We start from the raw sequence: 18144 nt of genomic DNA, 5'->3' as shown, positions 1-18144 counted from the left end.
TGACGGGGACAGCCCCATAGGCGGCCGCGGCGGCGAAGCGGCGGGAAAGGCAAAGGACGGAGACAATGACGATCAATCTGCAAAAGCCGGACATCACCGAGCTCAAGCCGCGGATCACCGTATTCGGTGTCGGCGGCGGCGGCGGCAATGCCGTCAACAACATGATCACCGCGGGCTTGCGCGGTGTCGAGTTCGTCGTGGCCAACACCGATGCACAGGCGCTGACCATGTCGAAGGCCGAGCGGCTGATCCAGCTCGGCGCGCATGTCACCGAGGGGCTCGGCGCCGGCTCGCAGCCTGAAGTGGGCCGTGCGGCGGCGGAAGAGTGCATCGATGAGATCATCGATCATCTCTCCAACACCCATATGTGCTTCGTCACCGCCGGTATGGGTGGCGGCACCGGAACCGGTGCGGCTCCCGTGGTTGCCCGCGCGGCGCGCGAACGGGGTATCCTCACCGTCGGCGTCGTCACCAAGCCGTTCCATTTCGAAGGCCAGCGCCGCATGAAGACGGCGGATCTCGGCATCGAGGAGCTGCAGAAATGTGTCGATACCCTGATCGTCATCCCCAACCAGAACCTGTTCCGGCTGGCCAATGACAAGACCACCTTTGCCGACGCCTTCGCCATGGCCGACCAGGTGCTCTACTCCGGTGTTGCCTGCATCACCGACCTGATGGTCAAGGAAGGCCTGATCAATCTCGACTTCGCCGACGTGCGTTCGGTGATGCGCGAAATGGGCAAGGCGATGATGGGCACCGGCGAAGCTTCGGGCGAGGGCCGCGCGATGGCCGCCGCCGAGGCGGCGATCGCCAATCCGTTGCTCGACGAGACCTCGATGAGGGGCGCCAAGGGCCTGCTGATCTCGATCACCGGCGGCCGCGACCTAACCCTGTTCGAAGTCGACGAGGCCGCGACCCGCATCCGCGAGGAAGTCGATCAGGACGCCAACATCATCCTCGGCGCCACCTTCGACGAGGAACTCGAAGGCGTCATCCGCGTCTCGGTGGTCGCCACCGGCATCGACAAATCGGCAGCTGAAATTGCCGCGGCGCCGATCTCGATCCGGGCCGTGCCGCCGCAGCAGAAGCCGGTCAGCCGCCCAGCGGCTCCGGGGGCGGAAGGCCGTCCGGCACCGGTCCAGCAGCAGACCTATGAGCAGCGCGCGGCCGATCCGGTGGCCGAGGCGATCCAGCTTGCCGAGGCCAATGCGGCGGCAATGGCTCGTCCGGCGCCGATGGCCCAGGCGGAAGATTTCCGCCCGCAGAGCAAGATCTTCCAGGCCCCGCCTGCCCAGCCGCAGCCTGTCGTGCAGCAGGTGATGCAACCGGCGCCGATGCGGGAAGTGCCGCAGCCGGTGGCTGCCGCACCGCAGCGCATGCCGCGGGTGGAGGATTTTCCGCCTGTGGTGCGGGCCGAGGTGGAAGCCAAGGGCCGTCCGGCCGACCATGAAAACAGCGGGCCGATGGGGCTGCTCAAGCGGCTGACCAACGGGCTGACGCGCCGCGAAGAAGAGCCGGCCCGGTTGCAGCCGGCACAGCCGCGCGAACCGAAACTGCGCCAGGCGGCGCCGGAAATGCGCCGCCTTGCCAGCCAGGATCCGCAGCTTTACGCGCCGCGCCGCGGCCAGCTCGACGATCAGGGCCGGTTGACGCCGCAGACCAGGTCGACCCAGGAAGACGACCAGCTGGAGATACCGGCTTTCCTGCGCCGCCAGGCCAACTGAGCCGTTAACGGTATGTAACACTTGTTAACAGGCAGACGAGAGATTGTCTGCCTGTTAACGTTTAAAGTGGTTTAATAACAAGGCGTTACGATGTGACGCTCAAGGTCTGTCGCGGTTACACAGAGTAAGAAACCGTGATTTGGAGTCTCCCTGACAGACCATTATCTTTGCGGCAGCACTTTCGGTGTGCTGGGATTCGGGGAAGTGGCCCTGCCTGCCGATAAAAAAGAGCCGCGCCTTTTGGGTTAAAGCGGACTTAGGCGTTTGGGCTATGGGGTTTGTCTTGCAAGACTATCAGACGACACTGAAATCGCGTGCAACGCTGACCGGTACCGGCGTTCACAGCGGCAAACCGGTCACCGTCAATTTCCTCCCTGCGGACGCCGACACCGGCGTGCTCTTCCACCTTTCGAACGGAAGCGAGAGCCGCGAGTTCCGCGCGCTGGTTGCTGAAGTCGGCGCGACCGATCTCTGCACCATGCTCGGCGATCCGGCAGGCGAGCATATCGCCACCGTCGAACATCTGATGGCGACGCTTTTCGGGCTTGGCATCGACAACATCGTCATCGAGATCGACGGTCATGAGGTTCCGATCCTCGATGGCAGTGCGGTGGCGTTCGTGGAGGCCATCGACCAAGCCGGCATCGAGACGCTGGCGGTCAAGCGCCGCTACATCAGGGTGGTCAAGCCCGTCCGCATCGAGAATGGCGCGTCCTGGGCCGAGTTCAGGCCCTATAGCGGCACGCGCTTCGAGGTCGAGATCGATTTCGAAAGCCCGGCGATCGGCCGCCAGCTATTCGCCTCCGACATCAACCCCGACATCTTTCGCCAGGATATCGCGCGCGCCCGCACCTTCGGCTTCATGAAGGATGTCGAGCGGCTGTGGGCGGCCGGCTATGCGCTGGGCTCCTCGCTGGAGAACTCGCTGGTGATCGGCGACGACAACCGGGTGATCAACATGGGCGGCCTGCGCTACCCCAATGAGTTCGCTCGCCACAAGACGATGGACGCGATGGGCGATCTGGCGCTGGCCGGCGCCCGTTTCATTGGTTGTTTCCGCTCCTATCGCGGCGGTCACCGGATGAATGCGGCCGCTTTGCGGCGGCTTCTGTCCGACCGTTCGGCCTTCGAGGTCGTCGAGACCACGCGCCGCGAGCGCGGCCGCACCGCCGAGATGAGCGCCGTCACCGGCCCTGTCTTTGCACCTTGGGTGATCTGATTCTTAACGTATTTCTGGCTTTCTGAACGCTGGCCGGTGTTGCACGGATGCATCACCGGCCGTGAAAGTGCATAGCTTTCCGGGCAACACCAAGTCGCCACAAAAATGTGCGATTGGCTAGACATAGCGTTGCTGGGCAAGGCAGTTATGGTTTATGGCTGCGGCCGTGTGTTAGGCGCATGTCGCTCAAAAGTGGGGATCAGTTTTGAGGGAACGCCATGCGAAAGGCATTGAACTAACGCCGAAAGGGCGCAATCCAATCATGTTCTTCAAGCGAGTTGGTCAATCGAAAGCGCCGTATCGGGCTGTTTTCCTGGCGCTTTCGGTGGTTGTGCCATCGCTGTTCCTCTCGGCCTGCATGTCGTCCGAGAAAGACGTCGACCTGTCGACCTATGTCGACCAGACCGAACCGGCCGACGTCCTTTACAATCAAGGCCTTGCCAATCTCAATGCCGGCCGCCTGGATGAGGCGAGCAAGAAGTTCGACGCCGTCGACCGCCAGCACCCCTATTCGGAATTCGCCCGCAAATCGATGGTGATGGGCGCCTTCGCCGACTACCGTGCCGGCCGTTATGACGAAGCGATCGGCTCGGCCAAGCGCTATCTGACGCTTTATCCGTCGACCGACGACGCGGCTTACGCCCAGTATATTATCGGGCTGAGCTACTACAAGCAGATCAAGGACGTCACCCAGGATCAGAAGGAAGCACGCCAGACCGTGCAGACGATGCAGGATCTGGTGACGCGCTGGCCGACGTCGGAATATGTCGACGACGCCAAGGAAAAGATCCGTTTCGCCAACGACCAGCTGGCCGGCAAAGAGATGCAGATCGGCCGCTATTATCTCGAGCGGCGCGAATACATTGCTGCCGTCAAGCGCTTCCGCAACGTGGTCGAGAACTATTCCAACACCCGCCATGTCGAAGAGGCGCTGGCGCGTCTGGCCGAAAGCTACTACGCGATGGGCTTGACCTCGGAAGCGCAAACCGCCGCTGCGGTGCTCGGCACCAATTATCCCGACAGCCAATGGTACAAGGATACCTACAAGCTGTTGCAGAGCAACGGGCTTGAGCCGCGCGAGAATGCCGGATCGTGGATATCCAAGGCCGGCAAGCTGATCACCGGCGCCTGACGCCCGAGCATCGACTGAGGCGGAACGCGCTTTTCGGATTGATCCGACGCTCAAACAAAAAGATAGTGCGGCGCTGCGACTCCATCGGTCGCATGCCGCTTCACAGCGGTTCAGTGGTTTGATTGAGGCGCTGAACCGTCCTAACTTTTTGTTCTACGCAATTCCGGACGGAAAACCGCTACGCACTTTTCCTGGAATTGCTTGAGGTCCGGGTTCTGATGCTTTCCAGACTGTCGATCCGCGATATCGTCCTGATCGAGAAGCTGGATATCGACTTCCAGCCCGGCCTTTCCGTGCTGACCGGTGAAACCGGCGCCGGCAAATCCATCCTTCTCGACGCGCTGTCGCTGGCACTTGGCGCGCGCGGCGACGCCTCGCTGGTGCGGCACGGTGCTGCCCAGGGCCAGGTCATTGCCGTCTTCGATGTGCCGCGCAACCACCCGGTGCGCGCGCTGCTGGCCGAAAACGCCATCGAGGATGACGGCGACATCATCCTGCGCCGGCTGCAGACCGCGGATGGCCGTACCCGTGTCTTCGTCAACGACCAGCCGTCCAGCGTCACGCTGATGCGCGACATAGGCCACGCGCTGGTCGAGATCCACGGCCAGCATGACGAGCGCGCCCTGGTCGATCCAGGCGCGCATCGCGAATTGCTGGACAGTTTTGGCGGCCATCTCGGCGCCGCCCGCGCGACCGGCGAGGCGTGGCGCTACTGGCGCGGCGCCGAGCAGGAGTTTGCCAGGCACCGCGCCAAGGTCGAGGCAGCGGCGCGCGAGGCCGATTATCTCAGGGCCTCGGTGGCGGAACTGGCAAAGCTCGATCCGCAGCCCGGCGAAGAGACACAGCTGGCGGAACTGCGTGCAACGATGATGCGGGCGGAAAAGATCGCCTCGGAAATACACGATGCACAGGATGTGCTGTCAGGCCCGTCCTCGCCGCTGCCGCAACTGGCCAGCCTGCTGAGGCGCCTGCAGCGCAAGGCCAGCGAAGCGCCGGGACTGCTCGAGGATGTGGTGAAGTCGCTGGACGAGGCGATGCTGTCACTGGATGCAGCGCAATCGGGCGTCGAGGCGGCACTGCGCGCCACCGAATACGACCCGCAGAGGCTGGAGAAGGCGGAGGAGCGGCTGTTTTCGCTGCGTGCGGCCTCACGTAAGCACAGTGTGGCCGTTGACGATTTGGCGCAACTGCGCGACACCATGTCCGCCGATCTCGCCGATCTTGATGCCGGCGAGGGGCGCCTGCATGTCCTGGAAAAGCAGGCCTCAGCGGCGCGAGAAGCCTACGATATTTCCGCAGCCCAGCTCTCCGCCCTTCGCCATGCGGCCGCGGTCGGCCTGACCAAGGCTGTGATGGCCGAATTGCCGGCGCTGAAGCTGGAACGGGCTGAGTTCATCGTCGAACTGGCCAGCGATGGCGAGAACCGCATGGAAGAAGGCATCGACCAGGTCGAGTTCTGGGTGCGCACCAATCCCGGCACCAGGCCTGGGCCGATGATGAAGGTCGCCTCCGGCGGCGAGCTGTCGCGCTTCCTGCTGGCGCTCAAGGTGGCGCTGGCCGACCGTGGCTCGGCGCCGACATTGGTCTTCGACGAGATCGACACCGGCGTCGGCGGCGCCGTGGCCGATGCGATCGGCCAAAGGCTGGCCAGGCTGTCGAAGCGCGTGCAGGTGCTGTCGGTCACGCATGCTCCGCAAGTGGCGGCACGTGCTGCGACGCATTTCCTGATCTCCAAATCCGGCGGCTCGGACAAGGTCGCCACCGGCATCGCCGAAATGGACCGGGCGGCGCGCCAGGAAGAGATCGCGCGCATGTTGGCCGGCGCTACCATCACCGACGAGGCGCGCGCAGCCGCGGAACGGCTGCTGCGCGAGAATATTGCTGCAGCGTAGTCGTCGCAAGGCTTTCGGACTGAGTCAGGATATGGCTCCATCCCGCTGTTCAGGAATGCTTTTTCCGAAATCCTGATTTATGGTGCCTCGCCACTGTCCAGGGACCGCTGCATGTCTGAAAAACCAGTCGAATCGTTGAGCGAAAGCGAAGCCGCGGATGAGCTCCAGCGGCTGGCCGAGGAGATCGCCGGTCATGACCGGCGCTATCATGCCGAGGACGCGCCGACGATTACGGACGCAGAATATGACGCGCTGCGGCGGCGCAATCTTGCCATCGAGGAGCGCTTTCCCGGTCTGGTGCGCGAGGATTCGCCCTCGCTGCGGGTCGGCGCCGCGCCGGCGGAAGGCTTTGCCAAGGTGCGCCATGCGGTGCCGATGCTCAGCCTCGCCAAGGCCTACACAGACGAGGACGTCACCGATTTCATCGAGCGTGGCCGGCGCTTCTTCGACCGCGACAAGGACCTCGACATCGCGTTTACGGCCGAGCCGAAGATCGACGGCCTGTCGGCGTCGCTGCGCTATGAACGCGGTGTGTTCGTGCAGGGTGCTACGCGCGGCGACGGCACTGTAGGCGAGGACATCACCGCCAATCTCAGGACCATCGCCGACATCCCCGCCAAGCTGAAAGGATCGGGCTGGCCCGAGACCATCGAGATCCGCGGCGAGGTCTACATGACCTATGCGGAATTCGAGGCACTGAAGGCCCGCTCGGCGGCGGTGGGCGGCCAGGACTATGTCAATCCGCGCAATACGGCAGCGGGCTCCTTGCGACAGAAGGATGCGTCCGTCACCGCCAGCCGCAATCTTAAATTTTTTGCCTATGCCTGGGGCTATACGACAGCGGATCCGGCGCCGACCCAATATGATTCGGTGCAGAAATTCGCCGAATGGGGGTTCAAGGTCAGCCCATTGATGGTGCGGGCGAAGTCTGTCGAGGAGCTGATCGCGCACTACCACAAGATCGAGGAGCTGCGTTCGTCGCTCGGCTACGACATCGACGGTGTCGTCTACAAGGTCGACCAGCTGGAATTGCAGCGTCGCTGGGGCTTTGTCACCGGCGAGCCGCGCTGGGCGGTTGCGCATAAATTCCCGGCCGAACAGGCGATGACGACGGTGCAGAAGATCGACATCCAGGTCGGCCGTACCGGTACGCTGGCGCCGGTGGCGCGGCTAGCGCCGGTCACGGTCGGCGGCGTGGTGGTCGAAAACGTCACGCTGCACAATGAGGACTACATCAAGGGTTTTGACAGCAACGGCTTGCCGATTCGCGACGGCATCGATGTCCGCATCGGTGACACGGTTGTCATACAACGGGCGGGCGATGTCATTCCGCAGATCGTCAGCGTCGTCGTCGACAAGCGGCCGGCTGATGCGGTGCCTTACGAATTCCCGCACATTTGTCCGGTCTGCGGCTCGCCGGCGACGCGCGAAATCAACGAGAAGACCGGCAAGGAGGATTCGCGCCGGCGCTGCACCGGCGAGCTGATCTGCGCCGCGCAGGCCGTGGAGCGGCTGCGTCATTTCGTGTCGCGCGGCGCGCTCGACATCGAGGGGCTGGGCGCCGAGAATATCGACCTGTTCTTCAATTCGGGACTGGTCAAGACCGCCGCCGATATCTTCACCCTCAGGGATCGCCGCCCGGCCGTCACCAGGGCGCTGGCCGAGCGGCGCGAGGAGCAGGCTAGGCAGCGCGAGGCGGCATCGGGCAAGGCGCGCAAGAATGTGCGCGGTGTCGAGAACCGCAATTATGAAGGCCTCGACAAGCTGTTCGCGGCCATCGATTCGCGCCGCGAGCCGGAGCTCGACCGCTTCATCTTCGCACTCGGCATCCGCCATATCGGCGAAACGACGGCGGCCGTGCTTGCCCGGACGTTTTCGACCATCGAGGAGCTGATCCGCGTCGGCAAGGAAACGGCGGCGGCTGAGGATCCGCACAGCGTCTTCCCCTCCATCAACGGCATTGGCGACACGGTGATCGACGCGTTGCGCGATTTCTTCGGCAATGAACGCAATGACGACGTGCTCGACAGACTGCTCGAACAGGTCAAGCCGAAGCCGTATGTCGTCACCGTGTCGACCGACAGCGAGGTTGCCGGCAAGACCATCGTCTTCACCGGCACGCTGGAAAAGATGACACGCTCCGAAGCCAAGGCGATGGCCGAACGGCTCGGCGCCAAGGTGGCGGGTTCGGTGTCGGCGAAGACCGATCTGCTGGTGGCCGGGCCGGGCGCCGGCTCCAAACTGAAGCAGGCCAGCGAACTCGGCGTCGAAGTCATCGACGAGGACACATGGCTGCAACGGGTCGGCAAGGCATGACCGCCGGTTCGTTCAAAGGGTTCGGGCAAAAGGCCATACCGTTCCTCAAGGCGCTCGACTTCCACCAGAGCCGCGAATGGTTCCAGGAAAACCGCGCGCTTTACGACAGCGAGTTGCATGAGCCGTTCTGCGATCTGGTCGAGACGCTGACCGAGCGCTTCGCGGCGGCGGGTCTGGGCTTGCGCGGAGACCGCAAGAAGTCACTGTTTCGCATCAACCGCGACGTGCGCTTCGCCAAGGACAAGCGGCCCTACAACCAGCATTTGTCGGCCATGCTGTCGCCGGATGGCACCAAGATGGAGCAGGGCGTGTTCTTCGTCTATGTCGGGATCGACCGCTGCTTTGCCGATGTCGCCTGGTGGAATCCGGAGCCGTCCCTGCTGCTGGCGATGCGCAAGGCGATCGTCGCCCGGCCGGCCGAGTTCCGAAAACTGCTCTCAACGCTGAAGAAAAACGGCTTCGAACTTGAAACCGAGGGCCGCATGAAGCGCACGCCGCGCGGCTTCGAGCAGGTCAACGAACCCGATCTTGTCGACGCCATCCGCAACCGGCACTTCTATGTCCAGCACATGATCGATCCGGCTGGAATTCACGCGCCGACGCTGGTCGACGAGCTTGTCGATTTCGCCTTGCGCGCCAAGCCGCTGCTTGACTGGGGCAGGGCGATCCAGGGCACGGCACCGCGGAGCTAAATCAGCCCGGCGCACTGCACGGCTACATCCGCATCAAAAGACCGCCGTCGACTGCCAGTTCGATGCCGGTGATGTAGCTTGCCGCATCGGAAAGCAGGAATAGCGCGGCATTGGCCATGTCCTGCGGCGTGCCGATGCGGCCGAGCGGCGCATAATAGGCAACGGCCGCGCGTTTCTCTTCGGTGTCCCAGCGCGCCTGCAGCGGCGTCAACGCCATTCCCGGGCAGATCGAATTGGAGCGGATGCCATCGCCCGCCAACTGCATGGCGAGCGACTTCGACAGCGCACAGACGCCGGCCTTCGATGCCTGGTAGGCATCCTGCGGGGTCGGATCGCCGCGATACCACTGGATGGTGGAGAAGTGCACCATGGCGCCGCCGCGTCCGCCGGCCCGCATATGCGGAACCACCGCCCGCGCGGTGTGGACGAAGGATTTCAGATTGATGTTGAAGACCTGATCCCAGACATCGAGGTCCATCTCGAGGGCCGATTTGTCGCGACCGAACCAGAGCACGCCTGCGACATTGGCGAGATAATCGATGCCGCCGCGCTCGCGGCCCGCGGCATTGATGGTCTGCTCGACGAAGGCGGCGTCGGTGAGGTCGCCCTGGGCAAAGGTGAGCCGGTCGTCATAGGCGGCAAGCGACGCCGGACGCGGCTTGACGTCGATGGCGGTGACCGAGGCGCCGGCATCGAGCAGCGCCAGCGAGATCGCCTCGCCCATGCCGCCACCGGCGCCGGTGACGACCGCGTGCCTGCCGGTGAAATCATAAGCGATCATCCGAACCCCTCATTTGTTTTTACAACATCAGTTTCGCTGATTTGTTGGCTCAAGCGAATTCGTCTGACTTTTCAAACGCCGGCTCCTACATAGCAGCGCGAGATGGGAATGTGACATGTCGGCAGAGACCTTAAGCGAAAATTCCGTGGCCAGCGACTTCTGGGACGGCGTGCGGCTGTCGATGCCGGTGGTTGTCGCCGCGGCGCCATTTGGGCTGCTGTTCGGCGCCATCGCCGTCGACAACGGCTTTTCCGTTCTCGAAGCTTTCTTGATGAGCGCGCTGATCTTCGGCGGCGCCAGCCAGATGGTCGGCATCGAATTGTTCGGCCAGCATGTCGCGCCATGGCTGATCGTGCTGTCGATCTTCGCGGTAAACTTCCGTCACGTGCTTTACTCCGCCAGCATCGGCCGGCGAATCGCGCACTGGCCGGTTATCAGCCAAGCGCTGGGCTATTTCGTGCTCACCGATCCGCAATTCGCGGTGGCCGAGCGTAAGGCCGAAGCCGGCGAGACCGTTGGCTTTGCCTGGTACATGGGGCTTGGCCTGCCGGTCTATGTGTTCTGGGGGATCGAGAGCGCGCTGGGCGCGGTGTTCGGCAAGCTGATCCCGGACACGCATGCGCTCGGCATCGACTTCCTGCTGCCGATCTATTTCCTCGGGCTGGTCATGGGCTTTCGCAACCGGCCACTGTGGCTGCCGGTGGTGATCGCCAGCGCCGCGGCGTCGATCATTGCCTACAAAACTGTGGGATCGCCATGGCACGTCTCCATCGGCGCCGTTGCAGGCGTGCTTCTGGCCGTCATCCTGCCGCCGCACCATAGCGGTGTGGAGGCAAAACGATGAGCGCGACCTTGTGGATCATCATTGCCGGCGCGATCGCCACCTATCTCACCCGCGTCGGCGGCCATCTGGTAATCTCGCGCTTCGACCACATCCATCCACGCGTCGAGGCTGGCTTGAACGCCGTGCCGGCGGCGGTGTTGACGACGCTGGTGGCGCCCGCCGCACTCAGTGCCGGACCGGCGGAATGGGCGGCGCTGGTCGTCGCCGCTGTGGTCTCGCTGCGCGGCGGCCTGATGGCGATGTTTCTGGCCGGGGCGGTGGTGCTGGTCCTCGCGCGGCAGTTTGTGGCATAGGGCGCCTGCGCGCGGAACAATTTCGAACTGTCGGCGCCGCCCCTCATTGCCCTGCCGGGCGTTCGTCACTCGAAAAGCCAAGCAATTGGCTTTTCGTCCGCTTCGCGGACCGCTCCTCACCTCCCCGTATAGTGACGGGGAGAAAGAAGCTCATTTCAGATCTTGGCGTCGTGCGGCAGCGGCGCTGTCGCTTTCTCCAGCCAAGCCAGCGTCTCGCCGTCGAGCATCGGGCCGATCTCGGCCAGCACCCAGGCATGGTAAGTATCCAGCCAGTGCAACTCCTCGCGCGTCAACAGGTCGGTGCGGATCAGCCTGATATCGATCGGCGCCAGCGTCAGCGTCTCGAAACCGTGCATGGCGATGTCGCCGCCCTCGACCTGTTCGGCCGGCGCCACCAGGATCAGGTTCTCGATGCGGATGCCGTAGGAGCCTTCCTTGTAATAGCCGGGCTCGTTGGACAGCATCATGCCGGCCAGCAGCTTTTCGGTGCCGGTGCGGGCGATACGCTGCGGCCCTTCGTGCACCGCCAGATACGAGCCGACGCCATGGCCGGTGCCGTGGGCAAAGTCGCAGCCATGCTTCCACAGCGCCATGCGCGCCACCGCGTCGATTTCCGAGCCGCGCGTGCCGGCGGGAAAGCGCAGCGTCGAAATGCCGATCATGCCCTTCAGCACCAGCGTAAAGCGCTCGCGCATCTCCTCGGTCGGCTGGCCGATCGGCACCGTGCGGGTGATATCGGTGGTGCCGTCCTGATACTGGGCGCCGGAATCGAGCAGGAACAGCTCGCCCTTTGCCAGCTCGCGGTTGGTGGCGCGCGACACGCGGTAGTGCATGATGGCGCCGTTCGGACCGCTGCCGGAAATGGTGTCGAAGGAGACATCGCGCAGCGGCATCTGCGTTTCCTCGCCGGTCTGCCGGCGCACCTCCTCCAGCTTGGTGACAACGGTTATTTCGTCGAGCGTGCCCGGCTTCTGCCGTTCCAGCCAGCACAGCAGTTTCGCCACCGCCGCCCCGTCTCGGCGGTGCGCGGCGCGGCTGCCGGCGATTTCCGCCTGGTTCTTGGTGGCGCGCGGAATGCGGGCGGGATCGGCCGCTGAAACAAATGCGCCGCCATTGTCCTCGACCAGCATTCTCAGCTTCTCCGCCGCCAGCACCGGGTCGAGCGCGATCTTGGCGCCGCCCTTGGCAAGGGTAACGACCGCCGCCTCGAATTCGCCGGGCTCGTGCAGATCGGCGAGTTGGGTGAGATAGGCGGCGATCGTGCGCGAAAACTTGCGCTGGTCCATGAACAGCTGGTGCTTGCCGTCGGCGGCAAGGATCGCGAAGCCGAGCGCCAGCGGCGTGTGCGGCACGTCACCGCCACGGATGTTGAAGGCCCAGGCGATCGAGGAGGGGTCGGTGAGCACGGCGTGCGTCGCGCCCTCCTTGCCGATTGCCGCCACCAGCCGCGCCAGCTTGTCCTTGGCGAGTTCCCCGGCAAAGCCGATCGGGTGGATTTCGACCGGCGCCACGGGCGGCGCCGGCTGATCCTTCCAGATGATGTCGATCGGGTTCCTGTCGAGCGGCACCAGCGTCGCGCCGGATTGCTCGGCCGAGGTTTTCAGCGCCTTGACCTCAGCGATCGTGTGCAGCCACGGGTCGAAGCCAAGCCTGGCGCCCTTGCCGAAATTGTCCTTGATCCAGGAGGCCGGCGGGTTGTCGACGAGACTCTCGATCGCAAAAATGTCGAGATCGACCTCGTGGCGCACTTGCAAGGTATAGCGGCCATCGACGAACATGAAGGCGCGGTCACGCTGCACAAGTGCTACGCCGGCCGAGCCGCTGAATCCGGTCAACCATTTCAGCCGCGCCGAGCGATCGGCGACATACTCGCCCTGGTGCTCGTCGGCGCGCGGCACCAGGAAACCGTCGAGGCCATTATCCGCCAGCCATCGCCGCAGCAACGTCACGCGCGGCTTGCCGACGCTGGGGTCGCCTGCGGAATCGAAGGTCTGGAACATGGTATGCCTCCTGTATCGGGCGCGACCGTAGCGCATGACCCGGAAAACCGGAATCAATTTTCGCCAATCGCAACAGGCTCGGATTGGTCCAAAGCGCGTTGCGTCTCAGTGCTTCAGGTGGATCGTCACCCAGCCTTCGCGATGCAAGGTCCTGACATGCCGGAAATTCTGGCCGACATAGGCCGAGATCACCGCATTGCATTGGCGCTCGAGGATGCCGGACAACACGATCGAGCCGCCGAGGCTGATGTGCCTGGCCATCTCAGGCGCCAGCCGCATCAGCGGCCGCGCCAATATGTTGGCGACGATGAGGTCGAAAGGCGCGCGCTTGCCGAAGATCGGGTGGTGGAAGCCGGGCGCCGTCACCGTTTCAACCAGCGCCTTGACGTGGTTGAGGCGGGCGTTGGCGGCGGCGACCCTGACGGCGATCGGATCGATGTCGGTCGCCAGCACCGGAACATGCGCCAGTTTGGCGACGGCGATCGCCAGCACCGCGCTGCCGGTGCCGAGGTCGAGGGCATTCCTGGGACGTTCGCGGCGCACGACCCGTTCCAGCATTTCGAGGCAGCCGGCAGTGGTGCCGTGATGGCCGGTGCCGAAGGCAAGGCCAGCCTCGATCTCGATGGCGAGTTCGCCGCTGTGGCGCTTCCGGCGGTCATGCGCGCCATGGACGAAGAAACGTCCGGCGCGCACCGGTTTCAGTCCCTCCAGCGAGCGCGCCACCCAGTCGATATCGGGCAGAACCTCGCGCTCGATCGGCTTCGACAGGGACAGTCCGGCAAGGCTGTCCCTTAGCCGCGCCTCAACCGCGTCGACATTGCCGTCGGTGTAGAGCGAAACCTCGTAGATGTCGCGGTCTTCATCGAGTTCGAGCACGGCGATCGGCAGGCCTTCATCCTCGAAAGCCGGTTCGAGCGCGGCAAAGATGCGGTCGGCCTCGATCTTCCCAGCGATGAAGTGGAGCCTGGTCTGACCCATCAGCTGGTCTCTTGTTCGAGCATGATCTCCGGACAACACTTTTTTGTCCGAGAAAAGCGGAATCCACGTTTCGGGATCATGCCTAGCCCGCCGCCAGCCGCTTCAGCTTGGCGATCGCGGTGTCGGCGCTTTCGCCATAGGCTATGGTGCCCGAAAACTCGCCCTTGGCGTTGAGCAGCAGCGCCGAGGCGGTGTGGTCCATCGTGTAATCGCCGTCGCCGGTGTCGACCTTCTTCCAGTAGATGTTGAAGGACTTCGCCATGGCGTGCACCTTGTCGGGATCGCCCGATATGCCGACGATGCGGTCGGAGAAATTGCTGACGTAAGTGTCCATCACCGGCGGCGTATCGCGCTCTGGATCGACGGTAACGAAGTAGGCGTTGAGGTTCTTGCCGTCGTTGCCCAGCGTCTTCAGCCAGCCGGCCATTTCGAACAAAGTGGTCGGGCAGACTTCCGGGCAATGGGTGAAGCCGAAGAAGACGATGCTGGGTTTTCCCCGGAAGGCGGCTTCGGTGATTGGCGCGCCTTTCTGGTCGACCAGCGTGAATGGCGCGCCATACGGTTCGCCACTCTGGAAAGGCCTGTACGACAAGACGGTCATTGCACCGAGCCCGGCGACCATCGCAACGATGATGCCAACAAGGATAAAGCGCATCAGAGGGGACGCGTCGCTGTACATCTAGCGTGCTGCCTTTGAACTGAATAGCGACGAAGAATGTGGGTCCAAAGACGACGACATGCTGAGTGCCCTCCAATTTCATGACGGGCAGACCATAGTGCTCAAGATCGCTTTGGCAAAGATGCCGCGTTGCCGCAACCGGGCTGGACGCTACCTTGCAAACAGCTGGCCCTTATCCCACCTGAGACCGGCAAACTGAACCTGAGGAGGCTCCCTTGCAAAGACGGACTGGGCAGAGACGGATTGGGCAGAAACTGATCGGCGGCGCGCTGGCCGCATGCATTGCCCTTGGCGCCGGTGCCGCAGCGGCAGAGGAGGTCGGCAAGGTCGGCGTCGATTGGGTCGGCAACGACATCATCGTCGAGGCCATCAAGGACCCCAAGATCGACGGCGTGACCTGCCATGTCTCCTATTTCGACCGCAGCGTCATCGACCGGCTGCACAAGGGCAACTGGTTCGAGGATCCGTCTGATTCCTCGATCTCCTGCCGCCAGACCGGGCCGATCACCATCGGCGACATCGACATGAGCGAGGGCGGCGAAGAGGTGTTCAAGCAAGGCATCAGCCTGATCTGGAAGAAGCAGGTGGTGAACCGCATCTACGACAAGAAGAACGAGACGCTGATCTATCTCTCGCATTCGCGCCAGGTGCAGGACGGCTCGGCGAAAATGTCGGTGACGACCGTGCCGCTGTTCGGCCAGAACGTGGTGTGGACCGGCGGCAAGCCGAAATAGCCGGTCGGAGCCGACGCACGATCCACCCGCCTGCGGGTCCGATCGCGACGCGACAATTGCTTCTGCAATTGCGCGGGGGTAAATCCGCCGCATGGACCGTACTGAAAACCTCGTCCTGAAAGATCCGGAGCCGCGCATCCATCCGACCGCGGAGCTGAAAGCGTGCAAGCTTGGCCGCTATGCCTCGATCGGCGAACGGGTGGTGCTGCGCGAGGTCAATGTCGGCGATTTCTCCTATTTCGAGCGCCACGCCGAGGCGATCTACACGACGATCGGAAAATTCTGCTCGATCGCCGCCAACAGCCGCATCAATGCCTTGGAGCATCCGATCGAGCGGATCACGCAGCACAAGCTCAGCTACCGGCCGAACGAGTATTTCCGCTGGCTGGGCGTCGACGCGGCGTTCCGCGCGCGGCGGCAGGCCAAGGCGGTCAGCATCGGCAACGATGTCTGGATCGGCCATGGCGCCGTCATCATGCCCGGCATCAGCATCGGCAATGGCGCCATCGTCGGCGCCAATGCGGTGGTGACGCGGAATGTACCGGCCTACGCAATCGTCGCCGGCGTACCGGCGAAGCCGTTGCGCATGCGCTTTCCCTCCGAGATCGCGGCGCGGATCGAAAGCCTCGCCTGGTGGGACTGGCCGCCGGAGAAACTCGCCAAAGCGGTTCCCGACATGCAGGCTTTGCCGATTGAGGATTTCCTCGATCGCTGGGAGCAAGAGCATTCCTGAGAGCTCGCCGCGCGTGCGCGGTTTCATCGACCGGCTGGCCGAAATCCTGGCGCCAAAATTCTGAACGGCACGTGTCGGGAAGAGTTCCGCCGGTCTGCGGCAACGCAACGGACCCCTTCCGCCATGCGGGGGTGGCGCAGCGGAAGGGGCTTGGAGACAAATCCGCCGTGAAGCGGAACGAACAGGTTTTGGCCTGCATGGTGACTAATGGCAACAAACCGATAAGGCGGCTTTTCACGGCGCTGCGCCTTTGGCGTGCATACAATTGCACCAGCGATGCCCTCTGCGACAGGGAACCGGAAGCGGCTGCCGGTTGTTTATTGTTGGAGCGATGAATGCGGCCTTGGTCAGCTCGTCGCGCTTTGAACGGTTGAGGATGTGAATGATCGAAAAGCTGTTTACCAGAATCGCCAACACCGTTTCGCACTTGGCGGGCCTGCCGCCGACTTTCATCGCCTGTTGCGCCATCGTTATCGTCTGGGCGGTAAGCGGGCCATTCTTCGGCTTCTCCGATACGTGGCAGCTCGTCATCAACACGGGAACGACGATCATCACCTTTTTGATGGTGTTCCTGATTCAGAACACCCAGAACCGCGACGGCGCCGCGGTTCAGGCCAAGCTCGACGAACTGATCCGCGTCAGCGAGGGCCACAATCATTTCATCGGCATCGAGCACCTGACCGAATCCGAGGTCGAGGAGATCAGAGACAAATGCGAGCGGGCGGCAAAACGCCATGACCACGAGCTCGCCGAACTGGCGGGCAAGAAGGCCGTCGCGCAAAAGCGCACCGCGAAAAAACGCGCGCCCGCCTGAGTCTCGGCTTTGGCTGAGTTCGACGATCAGTTTCCCATAAAGGCCGCGAAAGCGTCCTTATGGTCGGGGTGCCAGCGCGAGAGAGCAGGCCGGTTCTCGATGATGTCGCCGATCGCCCAGGCCATGCGCTTTTCATCGGTCGGCCGCATCACCTCATTGTCGGGGCACAGGATGTAGAAGTCCCCGCGCGCCAGCGAAGCCAGCATGAAGTCGACCACCTGCTCGCCGGTCCAGGCGCCAGCGGGTTTTTCGACCGCTCCTTCGGTGAGGCCGGTGAAGGTGAAGCCGGGAATGAGAAGATGCGCCGCGGCCTTCGCGCCCGGCTCGTTGCGCAATGCGTGCGCCAGGCCTTCGGTGAACGTCTTCAATGCCGATTTGGATACGTTGTAGGCGAGATTGCCGGGTGGCGTGGTGATGCCTTGCTTGGAGCCGGTGTTGATGATCAGGCCCGGCTCTCCGGAGGCCAGCATGGCCGGCGCAAAGGCCTCGACGCCATGTACGACGCCCCAGAAATTGATGTCGATCAGCCGCTTCCAGGCGTCGCCGTTCTCCCACGGTTTTCCCGGATTGTTGCCGACGCCGGCATTGTTCATCAGCAGCGATACGGCGCCGAAAGCGGCATGCGTCTTTTCCGCCAGCCGGCCGAGTTCGTCGGCCTTCGAGACGTCTGTGGCGACCGCAAGCACGGCATTCTCGCCGGCGATCGCGGCGACTGCCTGGCGGGCCGCATCGAGGCGCGCGCCGCCAATGTCGGCCAGCACCAGTCTCATGCCCATAGCCGCCAGCCTTTTGGCGGCGGCAAGCCCGATGCCGCTGGCGCCCCCAGTGATGACGGCGACGTTGCCTCGGCTGAGGGCGGGCAAAGCGGACTGGATTTCGGCGTCGGAGGTCATGATCTTTTTCCTAGGGTTCGGGTGGCGCCGAACTTAGCGCGGGACGCGCATCGTGCAAGGCCGTCCCGCGTGTTCGGGTTGACCGCATCAACGGCGGCTGTGCATGCTGCGGCCGAACAGGGAGATTGCCGATTGACCGACTGGGTTGCGATCCTGAAGGAGCAGACCGCCACCGGCGACCAGATGGGCCGCGAGGTGCCGCAGATGCTTGCCAATCCGGACATAAGCGAAGCGCAGGTGAAGACCTTGTTTTCGGCACTCGAAAAACAGGCCGAGTTCGTCGAGAAATTGCGCATGGCGCTGGAAAAATTCGGCCATGATTTTTCGATCATCAAGGCGGCCGAGCGGCTGGAGGAGCGCTATGCCGACCTTGCGGCGTCGGTTGCCGAAAAGCTGAAGGCGATGCGCAAGTAGAGACGT

General features: G+C 63.5%; 17 protein-coding genes. 12 read left to right on the top strand and 5 right to left on the bottom strand.

Annotation, left to right across the window (positions count from 1 at the left end; all coding sequences use genetic code 11):
- Positions 1-65 precede the first annotated feature (65 nt).
- From ftsZ to NKJ88_RS27490, 6 genes are all read left to right on the top strand, one after another.
- Positions 66-1724, top strand: a complete 1659-nt coding sequence (gene ftsZ, locus NKJ88_RS27515) for a cell division protein FtsZ (protein WP_352446328.1) — start codon at positions 66-68, stop codon at positions 1722-1724.
- 271 nt (positions 1725-1995) lie between these two features.
- Complete coding sequence (lpxC, locus tag NKJ88_RS27510) at positions 1996-2943, top strand: UDP-3-O-acyl-N-acetylglucosamine deacetylase (RefSeq protein ID WP_023668283.1); 948 nt, start codon at positions 1996-1998, stop codon at positions 2941-2943.
- Between the two features lie 262 nt (positions 2944-3205).
- Positions 3206-4075, top strand: a complete 870-nt coding sequence (locus NKJ88_RS27505) for an outer membrane protein assembly factor BamD (protein WP_023668284.1) — start codon at positions 3206-3208, stop codon at positions 4073-4075.
- Between the two features lie 218 nt (positions 4076-4293).
- Positions 4294-5967 carry a DNA repair protein RecN gene (gene recN, locus NKJ88_RS27500; RefSeq protein ID WP_023668285.1) on the top strand — a complete coding sequence of 558 codons (1674 nt, stop codon included), beginning with the start codon at positions 4294-4296 and terminating at the stop codon, positions 5965-5967.
- 111 nt (positions 5968-6078) lie between these two features.
- Positions 6079-8283, top strand: coding sequence for an NAD-dependent DNA ligase LigA (ligA, locus tag NKJ88_RS27495; RefSeq protein ID WP_023804333.1), 2205 nt, complete (start codon positions 6079-6081; stop codon positions 8281-8283).
- Positions 8280-8975: a DUF2461 domain-containing protein gene (locus tag NKJ88_RS27490; protein ID WP_023682130.1), complete on the top strand. Its 696-nt coding sequence runs from the start codon at positions 8280-8282 to the stop codon at positions 8973-8975. Before ligA ends, NKJ88_RS27490 begins: the two co-directional genes overlap by 4 nt.
- A gap of 22 nt (positions 8976-8997) precedes the next feature.
- Here the strand turns inward: NKJ88_RS27490 and NKJ88_RS27485 are convergent, their stop codons facing one another.
- Positions 8998-9756 (bottom strand): SDR family NAD(P)-dependent oxidoreductase, encoded by a 759-nt coding sequence (locus NKJ88_RS27485; protein WP_352446327.1) that lies wholly within the window; start codon positions 9754-9756, stop codon positions 8998-9000.
- A gap of 115 nt (positions 9757-9871) precedes the next feature.
- Here NKJ88_RS27485 and NKJ88_RS27480 point away from each other — a divergent pair, with 115 nt between their 5' ends.
- Both NKJ88_RS27480 and NKJ88_RS27475 read left to right on the top strand, forming a co-directional pair.
- Positions 9872-10600, top strand: coding sequence for an AzlC family ABC transporter permease (locus NKJ88_RS27480; RefSeq protein WP_023668289.1), 729 nt, complete (start codon positions 9872-9874; stop codon positions 10598-10600).
- A complete protein-coding gene (locus tag NKJ88_RS27475; RefSeq protein WP_023741691.1) occupies positions 10597-10893 on the top strand; it encodes an AzlD family protein in 297 nt (98 codons plus the stop codon). The genes NKJ88_RS27480 and NKJ88_RS27475 overlap by 4 nt, the downstream gene beginning before the upstream one ends.
- A 155-nt stretch (positions 10894-11048) precedes the next feature.
- Here the strand turns inward: NKJ88_RS27475 and NKJ88_RS27470 are convergent, their stop codons facing one another.
- The 3 genes from NKJ88_RS27470 to NKJ88_RS27460 all read right to left on the bottom strand — a co-directional run bounded on the left by NKJ88_RS27470 (position 11049) and on the right by NKJ88_RS27460 (position 14529).
- The gene (locus NKJ88_RS27470; protein WP_352446325.1) at positions 11049-12893 is read right to left on the bottom strand and encodes an aminopeptidase P family protein; all 1845 of its coding nucleotides are present in this window, start codon (positions 12891-12893) and stop codon (positions 11049-11051) included.
- A 105-nt stretch (positions 12894-12998) separates the two neighbouring features.
- A complete protein-coding gene (locus NKJ88_RS27465) occupies positions 12999-13871 on the bottom strand; it encodes a 50S ribosomal protein L11 methyltransferase (protein ID WP_352446324.1) in 873 nt (290 codons plus the stop codon).
- Between the two features lie 82 nt (positions 13872-13953).
- Positions 13954-14529 carry an SCO family protein gene (locus NKJ88_RS27460; RefSeq protein WP_352446341.1) on the bottom strand — a complete coding sequence of 192 codons (576 nt, stop codon included), beginning with the start codon at positions 14527-14529 and terminating at the stop codon, positions 13954-13956.
- 236 nt (positions 14530-14765) lie between these two features.
- Here NKJ88_RS27460 and NKJ88_RS27455 point away from each other — a divergent pair, with 236 nt between their 5' ends.
- From NKJ88_RS27455 to NKJ88_RS27445, 3 genes are all read left to right on the top strand, one after another.
- A complete protein-coding gene (locus NKJ88_RS27455) occupies positions 14766-15284 on the top strand; it encodes a CreA family protein (RefSeq protein ID WP_023753104.1) in 519 nt (172 codons plus the stop codon).
- Positions 15285-15375: 91 nt separating this feature from the next.
- Positions 15376-16017, top strand: a complete 642-nt coding sequence (locus NKJ88_RS27450; RefSeq protein WP_352446323.1) for a DapH/DapD/GlmU-related protein — start codon at positions 15376-15378, stop codon at positions 16015-16017.
- 382 nt (positions 16018-16399) lie between these two features.
- Positions 16400-16831 carry a low affinity iron permease family protein gene (locus NKJ88_RS27445; RefSeq protein WP_023750938.1) on the top strand — a complete coding sequence of 144 codons (432 nt, stop codon included), beginning with the start codon at positions 16400-16402 and terminating at the stop codon, positions 16829-16831.
- 26 nt (positions 16832-16857) lie between these two features.
- Here the strand turns inward: NKJ88_RS27445 and NKJ88_RS27440 are convergent, their stop codons facing one another.
- Positions 16858-17724: an SDR family NAD(P)-dependent oxidoreductase gene (locus NKJ88_RS27440; RefSeq protein WP_352446321.1), complete on the bottom strand. Its 867-nt coding sequence runs from the start codon at positions 17722-17724 to the stop codon at positions 16858-16860.
- Between the two features lie 132 nt (positions 17725-17856).
- Between NKJ88_RS27440 and NKJ88_RS27435 the strand changes: the two genes are divergently transcribed.
- The gene (locus NKJ88_RS27435; protein WP_023668298.1) at positions 17857-18138 is read left to right on the top strand and encodes a hypothetical protein; all 282 of its coding nucleotides are present in this window, start codon (positions 17857-17859) and stop codon (positions 18136-18138) included.
- Positions 18139-18144: the final 6 nt, after the last annotated feature.

This window comes from Mesorhizobium sp. M0016 (assembly GCF_040324035.1).
Taxonomy (GTDB): domain Bacteria; phylum Pseudomonadota; class Alphaproteobacteria; order Rhizobiales; family Rhizobiaceae; genus Mesorhizobium.
Note: the sequence above shows the minus strand (reverse complement) of the source record. Positions and strands in the feature narration are given on the sequence as shown.

Excerpts from the sequence above, each read along its gene's own strand:
- ftsZ (WP_352446328.1), top strand. The coding sequence starts at position 66 with ATGACGATCAATCTGCAAAAGCCGGACATCACCGAGCTCAAGCCGCGG.
- lpxC (WP_023668283.1), top strand. The coding sequence starts at position 1,996 with ATGGGGTTTGTCTTGCAAGACTATCAGACGACACTGAAATCGCGTGCA.
- NKJ88_RS27505 (WP_023668284.1), top strand. The coding sequence starts at position 3,206 with ATGTTCTTCAAGCGAGTTGGTCAATCGAAAGCGCCGTATCGGGCTGTT.
- recN (WP_023668285.1), top strand. The coding sequence starts at position 4,294 with ATGCTTTCCAGACTGTCGATCCGCGATATCGTCCTGATCGAGAAGCTG.
- ligA (WP_023804333.1), top strand. The coding sequence starts at position 6,079 with ATGTCTGAAAAACCAGTCGAATCGTTGAGCGAAAGCGAAGCCGCGGAT.
- NKJ88_RS27490 (WP_023682130.1), top strand. The coding sequence starts at position 8,280 with ATGACCGCCGGTTCGTTCAAAGGGTTCGGGCAAAAGGCCATACCGTTC.
- NKJ88_RS27485 (WP_352446327.1), bottom strand. The coding sequence starts at position 9,756 with ATGATCGCTTATGATTTCACCGGCAGGCACGCGGTCGTCACCGGCGCC.
- NKJ88_RS27480 (WP_023668289.1), top strand. The coding sequence starts at position 9,872 with ATGTCGGCAGAGACCTTAAGCGAAAATTCCGTGGCCAGCGACTTCTGG.
- NKJ88_RS27475 (WP_023741691.1), top strand. The coding sequence starts at position 10,597 with ATGAGCGCGACCTTGTGGATCATCATTGCCGGCGCGATCGCCACCTAT.
- NKJ88_RS27470 (WP_352446325.1), bottom strand. The coding sequence starts at position 12,893 with ATGTTCCAGACCTTCGATTCCGCAGGCGACCCCAGCGTCGGCAAGCCG.
- NKJ88_RS27465 (WP_352446324.1), bottom strand. The coding sequence starts at position 13,871 with ATGGGTCAGACCAGGCTCCACTTCATCGCTGGGAAGATCGAGGCCGAC.
- NKJ88_RS27450 (WP_352446323.1), top strand. The coding sequence starts at position 15,376 with ATGGACCGTACTGAAAACCTCGTCCTGAAAGATCCGGAGCCGCGCATC.
- NKJ88_RS27445 (WP_023750938.1), top strand. The coding sequence starts at position 16,400 with ATGATCGAAAAGCTGTTTACCAGAATCGCCAACACCGTTTCGCACTTG.
- NKJ88_RS27440 (WP_352446321.1), bottom strand. The coding sequence starts at position 17,724 with ATGACCTCCGACGCCGAAATCCAGTCCGCTTTGCCCGCCCTCAGCCGA.